At 27.7% G+C, this 18,602-nt stretch carries 11 protein-coding genes and 1 riboswitch; of the genes, 1 reads left to right on the top strand and 10 read right to left on the bottom strand.

Features of this window, described 5'->3' with window-relative positions; translation table 11 throughout:
* Positions 1–57: 57 nt before the first annotated feature.
* The 10 genes from BTM21_RS12240 to BTM21_RS12285 form a co-directional block, all read right to left on the bottom strand.
* A complete protein-coding gene (locus tag BTM21_RS12240) occupies positions 58–801 on the bottom strand; it encodes an ABC transporter ATP-binding protein (protein WP_079481671.1) in 744 nt (247 codons plus the stop codon).
* Positions 802–918: 117 nt separating this feature from the next.
* Positions 919–1,005, bottom strand: a riboswitch (TPP riboswitch).
* Between the two features lie 83 nt (positions 1,006–1,088).
* On the bottom strand, positions 1,089–1,850 hold the full coding sequence (locus BTM21_RS12245; protein ID WP_021874567.1) for an SDR family NAD(P)-dependent oxidoreductase: 762 nt from the start codon (positions 1,848–1,850) through the stop codon (positions 1,089–1,091).
* 18 nt (positions 1,851–1,868) lie between these two features.
* Positions 1,869–2,831: an ABC transporter ATP-binding protein gene (locus BTM21_RS12250; RefSeq protein ID WP_021874568.1), complete on the bottom strand. Its 963-nt coding sequence runs from the start codon at positions 2,829–2,831 to the stop codon at positions 1,869–1,871.
* Positions 2,832–2,848: 17 nt separating this feature from the next.
* Positions 2,849–4,408 carry an ABC transporter permease/substrate-binding protein gene (locus BTM21_RS12255; RefSeq protein ID WP_021874569.1) on the bottom strand — a complete coding sequence of 520 codons (1,560 nt, stop codon included), beginning with the start codon at positions 4,406–4,408 and terminating at the stop codon, positions 2,849–2,851.
* An 85-nt stretch (positions 4,409–4,493) separates the two neighbouring features.
* Entirely contained in the window at positions 4,494–5,702 is a 1,209-nt protein-coding gene (locus BTM21_RS12260) for an MFS transporter (protein ID WP_079481672.1), read from the bottom strand.
* Between the two features lie 108 nt (positions 5,703–5,810).
* Positions 5,811–12,281, bottom strand: a complete 6,471-nt coding sequence (locus tag BTM21_RS12265) for an endo-alpha-N-acetylgalactosaminidase family protein (RefSeq protein ID WP_021874571.1) — start codon at positions 12,279–12,281, stop codon at positions 5,811–5,813.
* A gap of 265 nt (positions 12,282–12,546) precedes the next feature.
* On the bottom strand, positions 12,547–13,557 hold the full coding sequence (locus tag BTM21_RS12270) for a sensor histidine kinase (RefSeq protein WP_079481673.1): 1,011 nt from the start codon (positions 13,555–13,557) through the stop codon (positions 12,547–12,549).
* A complete protein-coding gene (locus BTM21_RS12275) occupies positions 13,554–14,231 on the bottom strand; it encodes a response regulator transcription factor (protein WP_021874573.1) in 678 nt (225 codons plus the stop codon). Before BTM21_RS12275 ends, BTM21_RS12270 begins: the two co-directional genes overlap by 4 nt.
* Before the next feature lie 135 nt (positions 14,232–14,366).
* Positions 14,367–16,364, bottom strand: coding sequence for an FtsX-like permease family protein (locus BTM21_RS12280; RefSeq protein WP_079481889.1), 1,998 nt, complete (start codon positions 16,362–16,364; stop codon positions 14,367–14,369).
* Entirely contained in the window at positions 16,354–17,121 is a 768-nt protein-coding gene (locus BTM21_RS12285) for an ABC transporter ATP-binding protein (RefSeq protein ID WP_021874575.1), read from the bottom strand. The genes BTM21_RS12280 and BTM21_RS12285 overlap by 11 nt, the downstream gene beginning before the upstream one ends.
* Before the next feature lie 431 nt (positions 17,122–17,552).
* Between BTM21_RS12285 and BTM21_RS12290 the strand changes: the two genes are divergently transcribed.
* Positions 17,553–18,554 carry a DMT family transporter gene (locus tag BTM21_RS12290; protein WP_021874576.1) on the top strand — a complete coding sequence of 334 codons (1,002 nt, stop codon included), beginning with the start codon at positions 17,553–17,555 and terminating at the stop codon, positions 18,552–18,554.
* The last annotated feature ends 48 nt before the right edge of the window (positions 18,555–18,602 follow it).

Raw genomic sequence — 18,602 nt, forward strand, 5'->3', positions numbered from 1 at the left:
AAGATATTTTTAACTATTATTCCAAATTAGCCATAAGCTATTTTTTCATACGAAACTTTACACTATCCTTAATTCATCTATAAGACTATCTTTTAACGTTAAAAGTTCTTCTGTTTCTAACATCCTCCTATTTCTAGGATATTTAAGGGGAATTTCTATTTCTTTTAACTCTGTTATAGGATTTTTATTAACAACAAATATCTTATTAGATAAAAACATAGCTTCTTCTACGTCATGAGTTATAAATAGAATAGTTTTATTGTATTTACTCCATTGATCTAATAACCATTCCTGAAGTGCTAGCCTTGTTATAGCATCTAAAGCACTAAAAGGTTCATCTAAAAGTAATACCTCTGAACCTGTCAACAAAGTTCTTATAAATGAAATTCTCTGTTTCATTCCTCCTGATAAATCCTTTGGATACTTGTCCTTATATTCATAAAGAGAAAATCTACCTAATAACTCTTCAGCTTGTTTCTTAGCCTCATTCTTAGAAACACCTTGTATCTCTAATGGTAAGCAAGTATTTTCTAAAATTGTCCTCCAAGGAAGAAGTAAATCCTTCTGGGGCATATACCCTATAGGAGCTTTTAATTCTCTTATATCTTTATCTCCAATATAAATAGTTCCACTAGATTGTTTCTCTAATGATGCTATTAGTCTAAAAATAGTACTTTTACCACATCCGCTAGCCCCTATAATACTTACAAAATCACCCTTATTTATGTTGAATGATAACTTGCTTATTATATTTTCATTGCTATTTTGATAGTTAAAAGTTATTTCATCAAAGTTTAGCATAGTAATTTATCTCTCCTTACTATTTAATTTAAAAATAAAAAAACCACTTTCTAATGAAAGTGGTTTATTATATCCTATGAAAAATTTTTATAATTATAATAATTTTAAATAAAGTATAAACTTGTAACACCACTTCCCTACGCTAGCATTAACTAGATCAGGTTATAAGGGTAATTCTCAGCTTTCGCACCCCTAGTAGCATATTATTCGCTTTTTTCGATTACTATTATAACACAAATATTCTAAAAATATCATATTTTTAATTTATACTATAAAATTTATATAGATTATGGTCTCATTCCTGATCCACCTTGAACTGATATAGTTTCTCCTGTAATATAGCTTGAATCATCACTTGCTAAAAATACACACACTCTTCCTATATCTTCAGTTGCATCTCCAAATCTTCCTAATGGAATGCTTTTAATATTTTCAGCATACATTTCTGGATATTGTTGCTTCCACTTCTCTAGTCCTGGAGTCATTGCTAATGGACATACTACATTTACATTTATTCCATGTTCTCCCCACTCTGTTGCTGCAACTCTAGATAATCCTCTAATACCTTCTTTTGCAGCTGCATATGAAGCTTGACCTGGTCTTCCTGATATTCCTGCTCCTGATGCAAAATTTATTACTTTTCCAATAGATTTCTTTAAATAAGGAAAAGAATATTTCATATAATTAAAGGTTGCATATAAACCTGAATTAATAGCTAGATCAAAATCTTCTTTGCTATGATCTACTAATAATACTCCTGACTTTGAAACTTGAGCATTATTAACTAATATATCTAATTGTCCATAATTTTTTATAGTTTCTTCTATAACATTTTTTACAGCATCTTCATTTGCACCATCTGCAACTACAGGTAAAACCTTTATTCCATACTCTTTTTCTAAATCTATTTTTGCCTTTTCTAAAGTAGATAAAGTTCTTCCTGTTATAACTAAATTTGCTCCTTCTCTAGCAAAAGCTGAAGCTACACCATATCCTATTCCTTTACCACCACCAGTTACAATAGCTACTTTATTTTCTAATTTACTCATTATTATTTCCTCCTTTAATTATTTATAAATATCTCTTATAGAAAATTGGCCAATTAGTACATCTTCACTATTTTTCACTAAAGCTTTACCTAGCTTATTTTCAAAAAGGGTTCTCATTGCTTCCATTAAAGAATCCTCCTCTTTTAGTATTGGTAATTTTTTATTTTTATATAATTTTTCATAATATAATTTTTTATCATTATTCAAAGGTTGTACCACTTCTGATACCTTAGTTAGACTTAAATAAGATGAAAAATTCTTTACCCCAAATAGTTCTTTAACAAATTCATTATCAACATTAAACACCATATCTTTAGCTGTACCTTGAAGAATTATCTTCCCTTTGTCCAAAATAACTACCTTAGTTCCAAGGCTTAAAGCTTCCTCTATGTCATGAGTTACAAATATTATAGTTTTCTTCAATTCACGATGAATTTTTTTAATCTCTTCCTGTAGACTTTTTCTTGTTATTTCATCTACAGCTCCAAAAGGCTCATCCATAAGAATAATATCTGGATTAGAAGCAAGAGCTCTAGCTACACCAATTCTTTGTTTTTGCCCTCCACTTAATTCTCTTGGATATTTTTTTAGATACTCTTCATCAATTCCTACTATATTAATTAACTCTCGAACTCTTTTATCTACTTCTTCTTTAGGTATCTTTTTCATATTTAATACATACCCTATATTATCTTCTATTGTCATATGTGGAAAAAGCCCTGCTTGTTGAATTACATAACCTATATTTCTTCTAAGTTCTATAATATCCCAATTATTTATTTCCTTTCCTTCAATGACTACATTCCCTTTATCAGCTTTTATAATTCCATTAATTAATTTAAGTAAAGTAGTCTTACCACAGCCTGATTTTCCTAATAAAGTAACAAACTCCCCACTATTTATAGTAAAATTCAAATTATCTATTACTATATTTCCTTTTTCATATGACTTCTCTATATTTTCAAACCTTATAACTTCCATATAAACGCCACCTTTAACTATAATAATCCTTTCTTCTTTAAAAATTCTCTAGCTACATCTTTAGGCTCCTTACCTTCCTTATCTACTTCATAATTTAAATCAATCATCTCTTCATTACTTATTTGATTATCTAGCTTTCTAAGGATACCCTCTAATTCTGGATACATATCTAAAGCTTCTTGTCTAATTAATGTGGCACCGTAATATGATGGAAAAAAGGCTCTATCGTCCTCTACTATTTTAAGATCATATTCTTTTAATAACGCATCAGTTGAAAATGCATTTATAACATCAACCTTATCATTATTTATAGCTTCATATTTTAAACCTATATCAATATCTTTTTTATCTTTAAATTTAAACCCATAAACTTTTTCTAATCCCTTATATCCATCTTCCCTCTCATAAAAATCATATTCACAACCTATACTTAATTTATCACTTACTTTGGCTAAATCAGAAAAACTATTTATTCCAAATTCCTCTGCTAAATCTTTTTTTAATGCAAGGGTAAATGTATTATTAAAGCCATAAGTTCCAAGCCAATTTATATTGTATTCTTTCATATAATCATCTCTAACAGCTTCATATAATTCATCTTTATCCTCAATTATAGATTTTTTTAAAACAAATAACCTTGCTGTCCCTGTATATTCTGGATAAATATCTATTTCTCCATTAATCATTGCAGGATGAATATTAGATGTTCCCCCTCCTATACCGAATTTTCTCTCTACAGTAATATCCGTATTTCCTTCTATTAATTGACATATCATTTCACCTAAAATATATCCTTCTGTTTGTGGCTTACATGCAACAACAACCTTGCCTTTCTTAGCTGTAAATCCTAATATTCCAATTGTTAAACATATAAAAACTAATATAGAACTTCCAATGAGTAACTTCTTTTTGCTAAACTTATTATTATCCCTAATACCATTTACTCTATTACTAACCTTAATATCTAATTTCCCAATAAAAAAATCTGATAATACAGAAAGTAGTGCAACAAGCAAACTACCAGCTATAGTCATAGCTGGATTATTAGTAGTAATTCCTCTCCATATGGCAACACCTAACCCTCCTGCTCCTATAAATGAAGCTATTCCACCAAGAGCTATAGTCATTACTACCATAGTCCTAAAGCCTGTAATAATTACTGGAAGTGCTAATGGAATTTGAACCTTCCATAATAATTGACTTTTTGTACTTCCCATCGCAATTGCTGACTCTACTATTTGTGAATCTACTTCATTAATACCTGAATAAGTGTTTTTTATAATAGGCATAAGACCATATATAACAAGAGCAATTAAAGCCGTTACATTTCCTATACCACTTATAGCAACTAAGAACCCAAACAAAGCAATAGATGGTATTGTATATAAAAAATTAACTGTCCCTAATACAAAATCTGCTAACTTTTTATTTCTAGTTATATAAATACCTATAGCCATTCCAATTACAGTAATAATCAGTATAGCTATAAAAGATAAAACTATATGCTGAACTAATAATTCTAGAAAAAAATCAAATCTCTCCTTATATAAATTAAAAACCTCAAAAATAATATTCACTAAACTCCTCCTTTTTAATTGATTATTTTTTCATATTTATATTTTTATATGAGATTTTTTATTAATCTATGTATTAAATTTCACTTTAATTTATATAAGCTTTTTTATGTAAAAAATGATATACCCCTAATACCAATATAGAAACTATTAATAATCCTAAAAATAACCAAGTTTTATTTAAGCTATAAATATATGCAGATACGATTGGTCCAAGAGCATAACCTAAAGATTCCGAAGCTCCTACAACACCAAAAACTATACCTTTTATATTTTCATTTTCTCCAAATTCCGAAAGCAAACTTTGAAGAGATGCATTTAAAAATGTTGCACCTAAAAAATAAATTATTATAATACTTGCAAATAAAACCTTATTTCTTATTAAATATAATGCAAACAAAGTTCCATTCATCACTATAAAAGATATATATAATTGTTTTTTGTTTCCTATCTTATCACTAACCCACCCTGCTATTGGAGCCCCAAAGCCAAATATAAATAAATAAAGAGAAATTATAGTAGAAACATACCCAACAGAAGCACCCAATACTTCACTTCCGTAGAATGGAAATATAGAAACTACACATCCATATATAAAATCTCCAAGCATAGCAATAAAACTTAATAATAAAATTTTGTATCCAAGCTTATATTTTTTTATGTCTTTAATAATTAATTTTAGTCCCTTTTTATTGTGATTTTTCTTTTCCGTCGTTGAAATGTCTGATTTCTTTATTTTTAAAATTACAAATAGAAATGTTAGAAATATGCCAATAGATGTTATATAAAAAACTATATTATAATTACCAAATTTAGATATGATAAATCCTGCTATAGCAGCTCCAATGCCACCTCCAAGAGTAAAGACTGCCGATGCAAATCCAGTACATTCCCCTCTTTTACTTTCTTCTAAAGACCTTGATAATATAGAAAAAGTAGCTGGTGCCGCCATCCCTAGAATAGCGCCTTGTAATACATATACTCCACTAACTAATAGTTGACTATTAAAAAATACATAACCTATAGGTATAAATGCCATTAATCCTACAGCTATTATAAGTAATAATTTATCTCCTATTTTATCTGACACAACCCCAAATGGAATCTGCGCTAAGGCCTTACTAACTCCATATAAAGACATAACTACACCTACCATTGTAGTAGCTATTCCTATTGAACTAAAAAACAAAGGTATTACAGGAATCATAAAACTATAACTAATCCCAAAAATAAGTCTATAAATACAAAATTGTAATAATTCATTTTTCTTAAATAAAACAAATTCCTTAACTTTCATTTTACTTACTCCTTGAAATTAAAATGTGATACTAGTATTCTCTTAAAGTAAAAATAAAATCCCCTAAACTTTATTAAATTTAGGGGATTTTTTGTTAATAATTAAGTTCTATTTTCTTTTTCTTTTATATACTGTAGCTCCAGCTAAAAGTAATGATATTCCCATTACTCCTAAGCTTACACCAGCTGTTCCAGTTGCAGGTAATTTTCCACCTGTTGAATTATTATTATTTCCGTTACCTGATTTTGCAATTAAACCCTTCATAGCTGAATCTAATTCTTTTTCTGCATTAGCGATTTCTTCAGCTGTTGCATCTTCCTTAGCCATAATAGTCTTTGCAAATGCTAATTTGTCTTCTAATACCTTCCAAGAATCCTTTGTATAATCTTTAGAATTTAACTTTCCTGTTTGATTTATTAAGTCTTGTAGCTTATCTTTACTTGGTTTTAATCTTAAGTCTAATAAAGCCTTAACTAATTTTGTATAAGCTTCATTTACTTCATTTACTAAATCATTTTCATCTTCTATTACTAAATTAGCTTCTTCTAAAACTTTTTGTAAATTGTCCCAAGTTGCTTTAATATATTCTTTTTCTTCTAAGGCATTAATCTTTTCAACTAGCTTTATTAATTCTTTTTTATCTCCTTTTTCAAAAGATAACATATGCATAGCTTTACTTAATCTATCAAAAGCTTTATCTATAGCTTCTTGTGTAAGATTTTCATCTAATAACACCTTTTCAGCTTCCACTAAAGCAGTTTTAAATTCATTTGCTACTGCTGGTACAACTTTTGAAAGCTCTGCTTCTGTTACATCTTTAGCTACTGATACCGCAATTTCTAAATGTTTTTTAAATACCTCTGTTGGCTTTTCTCCTTCTACTAAAGAATCTATAGCATTTCTTAAAGAGCTTTCTGCATCAACAACGGTTTTTCTATTTGCAGTTTCATTTGCTAGAACTTCATTAGCTACCTTTAATGCCTCTTTTAAAACATTAAAGCTTTCTTCTGTATAATCTTTTTCGTTATACTTACTAGCTTCTTCAATTAAATCAGATAAAGTAGTCTTATTTAAAGGAATTATATTATCATAAGATTCCTTTAACTTATTGTAACGATAATCTACTTCATCTTGTGTAGCTGCATCATTAGATATAATAGCATTTGCTTCTATTACATCTTGTTTAAAGTCTTGTAGATTCGTATCATTTACATAATCTTCTTCATTAACATTCTTTACTTCTTCTAAAAGAGCTGTTAATTTACTCTTATCAACACCATTAATAGGAACTAACTTTTCCTTTGCCTTATTTAATTCGTTAATAGCATTATTTAATTCAATAATTGTAATATTAGTATTTTCTACTAATGCTTCTGCAGTAGATATAGCTTTTTCAAAGGCTTTCCAATTATCATCTTGCTTATATTCATCTGCATTAACATTTTTCATATTTGCAATTACAGCCTTAAGTTCATTTATTTCAGCTGTAGTTGCATAGCGTACTAATGAATCCTTAGCACTATTTAAGTCATTATAAGCATTTTTAATTTCTTCTTCAGTTGCAGTATCATTTGCTATAACAACGTCTGCACTTTGTATCTTTTCTTGTAATTTACCAAAGCTTTCTTCTGTGTAATTTTTAGAATCTAAAGCTTTTAACTCATTTACTAATGCTTTTAAAGTTTCTTTTGATATATTTACAATTTCATCAACACAAAGATTATCTATTATTATACTACTATCATTATTTTTTCTTACCTCTAAATAATAATCATCATAATCTCCTGTAGTAAATTCTAATACTGCATTTCCTCTATTATTTAAATCAACAACTTTTAAAGTTTCCTTTTCAGTATCTCCAGCTTCTTTTGCTTTATCTGATTTAATAGCTGCGGTAAAGCCTTGATTTCTATAAGTTATATAATCGAATCCAACTTTATAAGCAGTGTTTGGCTTAAATCTAACTGTAGCTGGAATAGTTCTCATATAATCTCCACTACGTACCTTAAGTGAGTATTTACCTGATATAGTATCATCAGTATAAGGTTCATTAGTTTCTGATAAGTGAGAGTTATCAGATTCAGTTGATACAAATGCTCCAAATCCAAAATCAACATTTTCAAAGTCTTCAAATAGATAATGTTCTCCTTGATTTGTTAATCCAACCTTCATAATTCTAACATCATCAATATTTACCCAAGAATTATTATCTCCTCCATCTGCCTTTAACTTAATTGTTGCAGCTTTTGAGCCTTCTGGAACAGTAAAGTTAACTCTTACTCTTTGATAGTTAGTCTTATATTTATCTGTATGATGAACTCCAAACACTACATTTGTACGATCTGTATAGTTAGATACTTCTTTACCATCTTCAGTTGTAACACTTAGTGTAGCTTTTCTTCCATCACTTACTTCAAACCAAGCTGATGCTGAATAACTTTGTCCTGAAACTAATCCCGTTGCAACTTGAGTTATCATTGCATCTGCTCCATTGTTACCCTCAACTTTTATATGACTATTTCCTTTAGCATTATTAACTATATTTATATGATCTTTTGAAGTGTTACTTGAGGATTTTGTCCAATAATCAAATGAATGACTATCAAATCCCATATCCTTGATTGGACTTCCTGTACTCCATTCAAAATTCTCTTCTACTTGCTTACCTTTATATATAATATATCCTGTATTAGGTTTAACATCTAAAGTAACCTTATTATTCTTTACTTTAACTTCTGTTTCATTAACTTTTCCTAAATCAGTTAATTCATATAAATAAACAGTACTTACATCACTCCAACTATCTGGTAATTCCCACTTTGTTGAAGAGTTACTATCGTTCCAATGGTATATTTTTTCTTCAGTCTTAGCATCCCATGGTATAAATATCTTGTTTCCACGAGCTATTTCTTTACCATCTTTAGTTATTACATTTACTCCATTTTCAACTTTAGAAACAACTTCATTATTAGCTCCAAAGTGTATTATATTATCTTCCCATTTACTTACTGGATAACTCATTAAATATTTAAATGGTAATTGACTTGTAAAGAAATTCTTTACTGTTGCATTTAAGTCAGTTTCTCCTTGCCATCCATTAATACCAATTCTTGAATTTCCTCTAAATAAATTATCTCCACCAAAAACGTCTTGCTCTTGATGATTTACAAATCTAGCAAGGTTACTATTAGTACCATAGCCTCCCTTATAAGCATGGTGAGCCCATACGCTAGTTTGTTGTAATTCTTTAGCATACTCTGATGCTACAGCAAGTCCTAATTCATTTAACTTAGATGTTAATTTATGTGCTGGCCATCTAGCATCCATATAAACATCAACATAAACTAAGTCTAATCCTGGTGCTTTGTTTACTAAATCTTCAAGTCTTTTTCCCATTCCATCTTCTTTATTCATTATGTCATTTTCTCTAATTATTTGTTTAGCACTATCATACCAAGACCATCCCCCAACTGATGATACTAAATTCTCATTATATTGAGGTGCTTCTGGATAAGCTTCTGTATGGTTTATGTGAACTCCAATATTAGCATTATATTTTTCTGACTCTCTTAATAAAGTTTGGAACTCCTTTATTCCTCCTGCTCTTTCACTAATATTTGCAAAATCAGGATGTTGACTGTCATGTCCTTCTGCTTGATATCCTTTTATAATTATAGTTTGTTCAAATCCATCTGTTGATAAATTGAACTTCTTAATATTGTCTAATATTCTTAAGAATGGATATTGAGCATTACTTCCAACATTCATTGCAACAGAACTATAAGAATTATTTACAAGCTCTGAACCAAATCTTTTCTCTGATATATCATCTCTTAAAGCAATTGCTCCATCTTGATAATTAACTTTATTATCAGAATTACGGTCTGCTGTTATAGTAACTTTTGTCCACGGTTCATTAATTATCTCTCCATCTAATCCACGATATAAATACTCATTTGTCCATAATCCTGTTGAATAATGGTCTGAAACTACAAATGTTTGATAATTAACTTGTTGTCTTCCCTTTATTGAATTATTTGAAATACTCGCTGCTAATTCATCATTACTTAATATAGCTATTGATGTATTTTTGTAAGTTTCATCATCACTCTTTGATGTTAAGTTAACCTTTATATCATCATTAGCATAATTAGCTCCATTAAATTCAGCATTTGGATCTGTATTTCTTATTGAAACCAAACTATGATTTGGGAAGTTTATAGTTTCAACCTTTGTAGTACTTTCATCTATATTTTCTATTTTCATTACTAAAGTATTACTTTCTACAGTAAATCTAACATCAAAAGAAAGCTTTAACTTATCTATATTTAACTTATATATTGCTTCATTTCCATTAAATGTTGCTGTTACTGTTGGAACATAATCTTTATTATTTATACTTACGCAATATATAGGTCTTTCTTGACCATACATTTTTTTATTATTATCTAAATAAGTATAATCAATAACTCTTGGGAAATTAGCATCTAATTTGACTTTTAATTTTTCAGATGATATTTCATTTTCAGTTATTTCTCCTGTAAATGTGTCTAAAACTTTTTCGGAGTTAACAGCTAAATATTGATATAACCCAGAATTTCCACCAGCTAATCTTAATCCGCTCTTACCTCTACTTCTTGTTAATTCATTTACAACACCATTAAATATTTCTGCCCCATCTAAATAGATTGTTACAGTATTTTCTACAACCTTTACTTTTACCTTATATGGCTTAACTCTATTGGCATATATTCTTGTACTATCCGTAACTAATTGTCTATTTTGACCATTACTATTTCTAACATACCAGTTTGAACCATATTGATTACCAGAACCGTCTTGTCCAATATATGTCCATGAACCATTTTCTGAATATCTTACTATTACACCTATATTAGCTGAATCTTTTAATGGATCAACAACAAATTCAACTGAACTATTAAATAATTCTGGTGAATTTTCATCTATTAAAATTGATGTTCCATTAGAATTAAATAATAAGTTTCCATCTTTAATCTCTACTGTTCCATTACCTTGAACAACCTGAATTCCTTCTATACCATCTTTAGAAAAATCTCTTAAGTATTCATTATCCCCATCAGGTGGTAATTGAACTTGTAATTTAAATGTTGTTACATATCCATCTCTAAATAAAATACTTATATTGGTATCTCCACTATTTTTAACTTTTTCTATAAATTCTTTTTTTATAGTTATTGTATTATTTCCTAATGTATAGTCTGTATCTAATACTAAATCATTATCTCCTACAAATAATCTATCTATTTCATTGTTTCCAGATAAATTTATAGGAATATCATAAGTTCCTGCATCATTATAAGTTACAAACTTACGATCTGGATTAAGTGTAACTGGACTAAATTCTCCATTTATAAAATAATCAAATGTTACATTGGAGAAGTTTCCTGTATATCCCCAGTTTCTTAAACCTATTTTACCTGGTGTTGTCTTTAACCCTGAAACATTACCTTCAAATACCTTTTCATCATCAATTAATAAAGTAATAAATTCTCCTGCATACTTAATGCTTATTTTATATTCTCTACCAACTTCTAATACCTTATTAAAAGGTAATGGTCCATTATTTGATCCATTTAACCATACCCATGTTCCACCTACATCATATCCAATTCCTGCAAAGCTATTTGGATTTTCATATCTAAATAATAATCCAAAACGTCCTGCATGATTGTTTACAGTAACTCTAGTTTCAATAAATCCATCTTGTACTAAAGGTGCGTTTTTATCTCTAGAAATTGTATTAGAATCATTTCCATCAGCAGCTGCTGTTAGCTTTCCATTTTCTACCGAAAGTGCTCCTGTACCTCTTTCTACAGCCCAACCTCTTATATCATTATCATCAAAGGAAACTAGATAATGACCATCTTCAGTAGATTCTGATGGTTTTTTTGCATAATATAATAAGTTATCATATTTAGCATTAGAATAATTATCTGTGTATCCCCAATGTCTAAATCCTATCTTTCCTGAGTTTACATTTTTTAAATCATTACCTGAATATATTAAAGTATCATTAATATATAGTTCTGCAAATGTACCAGCAAAAGTAAGCTTTAGCCTATAAGTTTGTCCACTTTGTAATGACACAGAATTTTGTGCAATTACAACTTCAGTTTCTACTCCATCTTTAGCATTTTTTAATACCCATTTTCCGCCTACATCATAACCTATCATAGTATAATTGTTAACGTCTACATAACGAAAAACTATTCCCAATCTTCCTGCATTACTCTTAACTCCAATATCAACTTCAATTACACCATCTTGTATACTTGGTGAATTATTGTCTACAACTAGAGTATATTGACCTTGATCTGGCCAATTAGCTGCTTCAATATTAAGTCCACCATCAACGTGGGATATAATACCACCACCATGGACTCTTTCTATGCCTTCTATTCCGTCATTAAAGTCTTTAGTATATTCTTGCCCAACAGTATTTGCATGTGCAACAATATCTAAGTTTGAAACTATTCCACTTATTATAAAAACAAATAAAAGTAAATAGCTCATCTTCTTTTGAAACTTTTTCTTCACTTAAATCCCCCCTTTATTTTTTACCTAATTATGGTGTCAACTTCATTATATTAAACCCCTAAAATTTAATCTTTAAATATATTGCTTAACTTTATAATAATATTGTTAATTCTGATAAATTAGGATAAACTATTTATCATTTCACTATTTTATTCTTAATTTCTTTGCTTTTTTTACATTTCAATATCTAAAATCCTTTTTTTTACAATAAAAAACCCCTTAAATTTTATTAAATTTAAGGGACTTCTTGATTATATTTTTTATTTTAAAAACTTGTTAATCTTCCTTCTGGAAATATTATTTTTACTTTTGTACCTTCTCCAATTTGTGATTTAAGTTCTAAGCCTAACCCTAACTTATCACAAAGATTTTTGCATAAATAAAGTCCAATACCTGTTGATTTACCAAATATTCTACCATTCTCACCAGTAAACCCTTTATCAAAAACTCTATTTAAATCTCTATCTATAATACCTACTCCATTATCTTCTATTATAAGTGCCACTGAATTATTCTCTTTAGTTGAGTATATACTAATCTTAGGCTCCTTATCTCTTGAATATTTAATAGCATTACTTATTACTTGATTAATAATAAATTCTACCCACTTAATATCACTATAAACTATCTTATCTAAACTATTTAAATTCAACTTAATCTTCCTACTAATGAAATCTCTTGAGTTCCTTTTTATAACACTCGTTATTGCTTTATTAAGTTCAAAACTATTAATTATGTAATCCTTACTAACATCATTACTTCTTGAGTAATATAATATTTGTTCAATAAATCCTTCAACCCTATTAATTTGAGTTTTTATTCTATTGGTTATTGGATTTTCATTATTATCTATTATTAATCTTGTAGATGCTATTGGTGTCTTTATCTCGTGAACCCAAGTTTCTATATATTCTCTATAATCATTTTCTTTATCTCTATAATATTTAACTTGTTCATTCATATCTCTACTTACTTCCCTTAGAATATCACATACTATTTTCCCCTCTAAAAAGTTTGGCTTATTTATAACCTCAGGTAATAAATATTTTTTCTCTAAATTATTTAATACACTAATAACTTCATCATAATACCTTTTCTTTTCAAGCATCTCTATAGTTATATATGATATTAATGGTAAAAACCAAATGCAAAAAACTATAAATACTACTGCTAAACTAATTTTAGTTACTAACATTATTATTGAAACTAATATAAATAAAGATATGTTTATAACTAAAAATCCTAACTTATCCTTAAAAAAATCTACTATTTTCATGGCATTATATACCCTAATCCCCTTCTAGTCTCTATAGAATCCTCCATACCTATTTCTTCGAGTTTTTTTCTAAGTCTTGTTACATTTACGGATAATGTATTGTCATCTACAAATAACTCTGAGTCCCATAAATATTCCATTAATGACTCTCTTGAAACAATATTACCCTTATTTTTTATTAAGTAAGATAATATTTTTATTTCATTTTTTGTTAACTCTAAAGTTTTCCCATTACATGTTATACTTCCATTTGAAAGATTTAAACTTATATTTTTATAACTCATTATATCTTGTTCTTTTTTTAATGAACTCCCATATGTTCTCTTCAAAATTGATGATATCCTTGCTAATAATATTTGTGTATTATATGGCTTTGCAACAAAATCATCAGCTCCAAGATTCATGCTCATAAGTTCATCCATTTGATTATCTCTACTTGTAACTATTATTATAGGTATCTCTGACCTTTTTCTAATTTCTCTACATATATAATAACCATCAAATACAGGTAGATTTATATCTAATAGTATTAAATGCGCCTTCTCTTCCTCTATATAATCTATAATATTATTAAAGTTAGTTATAGCTTTAACCTCATACCCATATCTATTCAATAAATTTTCCAACTCTTCTCTTATTACTGCATCATCTTCTATAACTATAATTTTTTCCATAAAAATCAACTCCCTAATTTAGGTTATAAACTAATTATACAAATTTTATATATATATAATAACATAATGTTATTTAGGTTTTGTATGTATATAAAAAGTGATGATATTATTTTAAATATCACCACTATCTAAATCTTATAAATTACTTTTAACTATATTTTTATAACCAGTATATGTAGCATAGAAATAACCTATATAAACTACCATAAATATTGTCGCTGTTATTAATGATGCTGCTCCCACATTAGGCTGATTATATAAAGTTATAAAATTATTTGCTACATTTATTCCCACAATTGAATGTATTAATGCTAATGTAACTGGAATACTAAAGTAAATAATAGTTTGTGCAAATATTGTTTTGTATATGCTCTTTTCATTTGCACCTAATCTTTTTAAAGATTTATATCTTTCAATACTATCACTTGCTTCTGATAATTGTTGAAGTGAAAGAATTGCCATACTACTTATTAAAAATACTATTCCTAAATATATACCTATAAATAGAAGTATAGTTGTAAGTCCTTTATTTTGTTCATATGTTTCTTGTCTTGTTGAAGCTATCACTAAACCAGTTTTATCACAGTCAACATGCTTGTCTCTATAGATATCAAATAATTTTCTATATTTTTCTTCCACTACTTTTTTATTGTCTTCTGGGAAATTAACATTTACATTTGATGACGCCCATTCAGCTTCTTTACAAAATTCATCATTAATAACTACAGTAATCATATTATTTTGCATATATGTTGTAGTAAGATTTTCTTCTATTGCTTTATTATTTATTGATGTATATTCTTTTCCTTTAATATTCACTTTAGTAGATTTTTCTAAAGCTTTATTTATAACTTTTTTTGATTTTTCAAAATTTGATAAAATGAGAACTTGATTTTCTCCTAATTTTATTGCTTCTTTATTCCTTATACTCCTAGCTTTATTATATTCAGACTCTTTTACAAAACTTACATTAAAATCATTGCTAGAGTTCTCTTCTGATAATGAAAATAAATCTTTTATTTTTGTATCTGCATAATACTCATTTAAAAACACATATCTTTCGTTGTTATTAAATTTGAATCCAACATTTTTTAAAGAGTCTTCCATACTTTTAACTTTATCTTCTGAATAAATATATATAGTTGCACTTGCATCATATGGTGTTGCACCTTCTAAACTAGATTCAACAGCATTTTTAAAGCTTAATCCAGTTGATAAAACTGCTATAGTAATAAATAGCATTAAACATATTATAGACATAGATAAAAAATTTGTATTAACCTTACTATTTATTTGTTTAACTACAAATATATTTAGCCCTTTAAAGTAGACTTTCTTATTTTTCTTTACTATATATAATATAAATCCTGCTAAACTAAAGAAAAATAATACCGTTCCTACTATACCAAGTAATATAGATATTAAAAATTTAGGGTTTTGAATATTTAATCCAACTTCTAGTGCAAATTTGTATGCAAATCCAAGTGATACTACGCATAAGATAAATGTTATTAAATAAATTAGAGGGTTTTTAAAAGTAATATCTTGATTTTTTCTTCCTGATGTTAATAAATCTATTATCTTATATTTAGAGATTATAATAGTATTAAATATCATAATAAGTAAAAATATTATTCCAAAATATATTATAGTTTTAATAATAGCAGTAGTTGAAATTACAAAACTATATTCACTCATTGCAACATCAAATAAATTTGATGTAAATATTGATAATCCTTGTGATGCTAATATTCCAAGTAAAAGACCACTTATTAAAGACATAATTCCAACTAAAATAGTTTCTGTTATTAGTATTTTTGATATTTTACGTTTTCCCATTCCCAACGTCATATATATACCTAATTCTTTTTTACGTTTCTTTACTAAAAAATTATTAGCATATAACATTAAACTTCCTAATATTATCGATACAAATACTGATACATATCCTATAATATTAGTTAACATACCTACATAATTTTTACCTGATGATTCTAATTCTGTAAATGCCTTTTGTGCTCCTATAGAATTAAAACTATAGAATATAGCTACTGCTAATGTTAGTGTTAGAAAATATATAGTATAATCCTTAAAACTTTTCTTTACATTACCTAAAGCAAGTTTAAAATACATTTCCATCATCACCTCCAAGAAGAGTTATAACTTCAATAATTCTATTAAAAAATTCTTTTCTTGTATCTTTACTTCTAACTAATTCAGTAAATATTTTTCCGTCCTTAATAAAAAGAACTCTATGAGCATAACTAGCTGTAAATGCATCATGTGTAACCATTAATATTGTTGCATTTAAATCTTGATTTAAACTTTCAAATCTTTCAAGTAATAATCTAGCTGATTTTGAATCCAAAGCTCCGGTTGGTTCATCTGCAAGTATTAATGATGGATTTGTAACTATAGCTCTAGCTGATGCTACTCTTTGTTTTTGTCCTCCTGACATTTGATATGGATACTTATTTAAAATTCCTTCTATATCTAAATACTTTGCTACGTCTTTAATTTTCCCATCAATTTCAGAAGTTTTTTCACCTTTAATAGTTAATGATAATGCAATATTTTCATAAGCTGTTAATGTATCTAAAAGGTTAAAATCTTGAAATATAAAACCTAATTCATTCTGTCTAAATTTATCTAGATCTTTTGATTTTAATCTTGTAATATCTTTATCATTTATAATTATCTTTCCTGTAGTTACATTATCTATTGTTGATATACAGTTAAGTAGTGTTGATTTACCACTACCTGAAGGCCCCATTATACCAATAAACTCTCCTTCATCTACACTAAAACTTATATTATCTATAGCCTTTGTAACATTACCTTTATTACCATAAAACTTTTCTATCTTTTCAACATTTAATATATTCTTCACATAACTCACTCCTAATCTTATTTTTATTATTAAAACTCTTTTTATCTATCGCTTAATACAATTATTATTTTACATAAATAAATAAATATCACATATTTATTTACCTTTCAATTGAGTTACATTTTTGTAAGATAAAAAAATTAAATATCTATTACCTTTTCTTCCAAGCTGTTATTAATATTATTAGATAAAATTTTAACCATCTTTACGTATAAATATATACTTATTTCAAAAAATCAAAATCATATCACAGTAAAAGTGTAATCATTAATTACATTGTCATTATAAGTTACACTTTTTATGTAATTATTAATTACACAAATAACTATCAATTGTTAAATTTATAACTTTTACTTAGATATATAACTTGGCATGGAAATTGCTTTAGTATTTTATGTAATAATTTTTGATAAAAGAAAGGATTTTAAAAAATGGATAAAAAAGTTTTTAAAAAAGGTATCATATTTGGTATATTAGTCGGTCTTGCATGGGGACTAGATGGAGTGTTAATGGGTAAGTTAGGAGAAAACCCAATATTTGTCGATAAAATTTTCGCATTAAATTATGGAATATCAGAAACAAGTTTTGAATTCTCACCTCTTGTAACAGCATTCTTCCATGAAGGTTTCTGTTTTATGTGGGTTGCACTATTTTTAGTATTTAGAAAACAACTAAAGCATGTTTTTTATTTACTTTTTAAAACTAAAAAAGGTAAAGCAGCTGCAATTGCAGCTTTAGTAGGTTCTCCAATTGGTATGAGTGCATATCTTTTAGGAATTAAATATGCAACTGCACCATATGCATCAAGTATTTCAGTAATTTATCCTGGAGTTGGAGCAATATTATCATATCTTATATTAAAAGAAAAATTATCACTTAGAGCTGTAATTGGTATTGTAGTAAGTTTACTTGGATCATTTATGTTAGGATTTAACCCTGGAAATGTTCCTCCTACTTTCTTAAAGGGAATATTATTTGCAGTAGTAGCTGTATTTGGTTGGGCTCTTGAAGGAGTTATCATTGGTTTTGCAATGAAACATATAAAAGACGAAGATCATATACAAGCAACACCTCAACAATTCTTAGGACTAAGATATTTTATTTCAATGATTTCATATGCAGTTATAGTATTACCATTAATAAAAGGATACCCACTTGCAGGATACATAGTTCAAAGTGGATTAGTGTTTAAATACGCTGGAATTGCAATACTTGGAACAATAACTTATTTATCATGGTACAAAGCTGTGGATTTAATAGGTGCTGCAATGGGAACTGCTTTAAATAGTACAGCAGCACTTTGGACAATAATTTTTAGTGCAGTATTATTTGGAAATAAAATAACAGGTTCATTAGCATTATGGGGATTTGTAATAGTTCTTGGAGTATTTATATTTGCTATTGATCCAAAATCTTTTTTAAAGAAGAATTAGCAATTTTAAATAGTAAAATTTCAAAGTAAATTTAGTCTATAACTTTTA

The organism is Clostridium chauvoei (assembly GCF_002327185.1).
GTDB lineage: Bacteria > Bacillota > Clostridia > Clostridiales > Clostridiaceae > Clostridium > Clostridium chauvoei.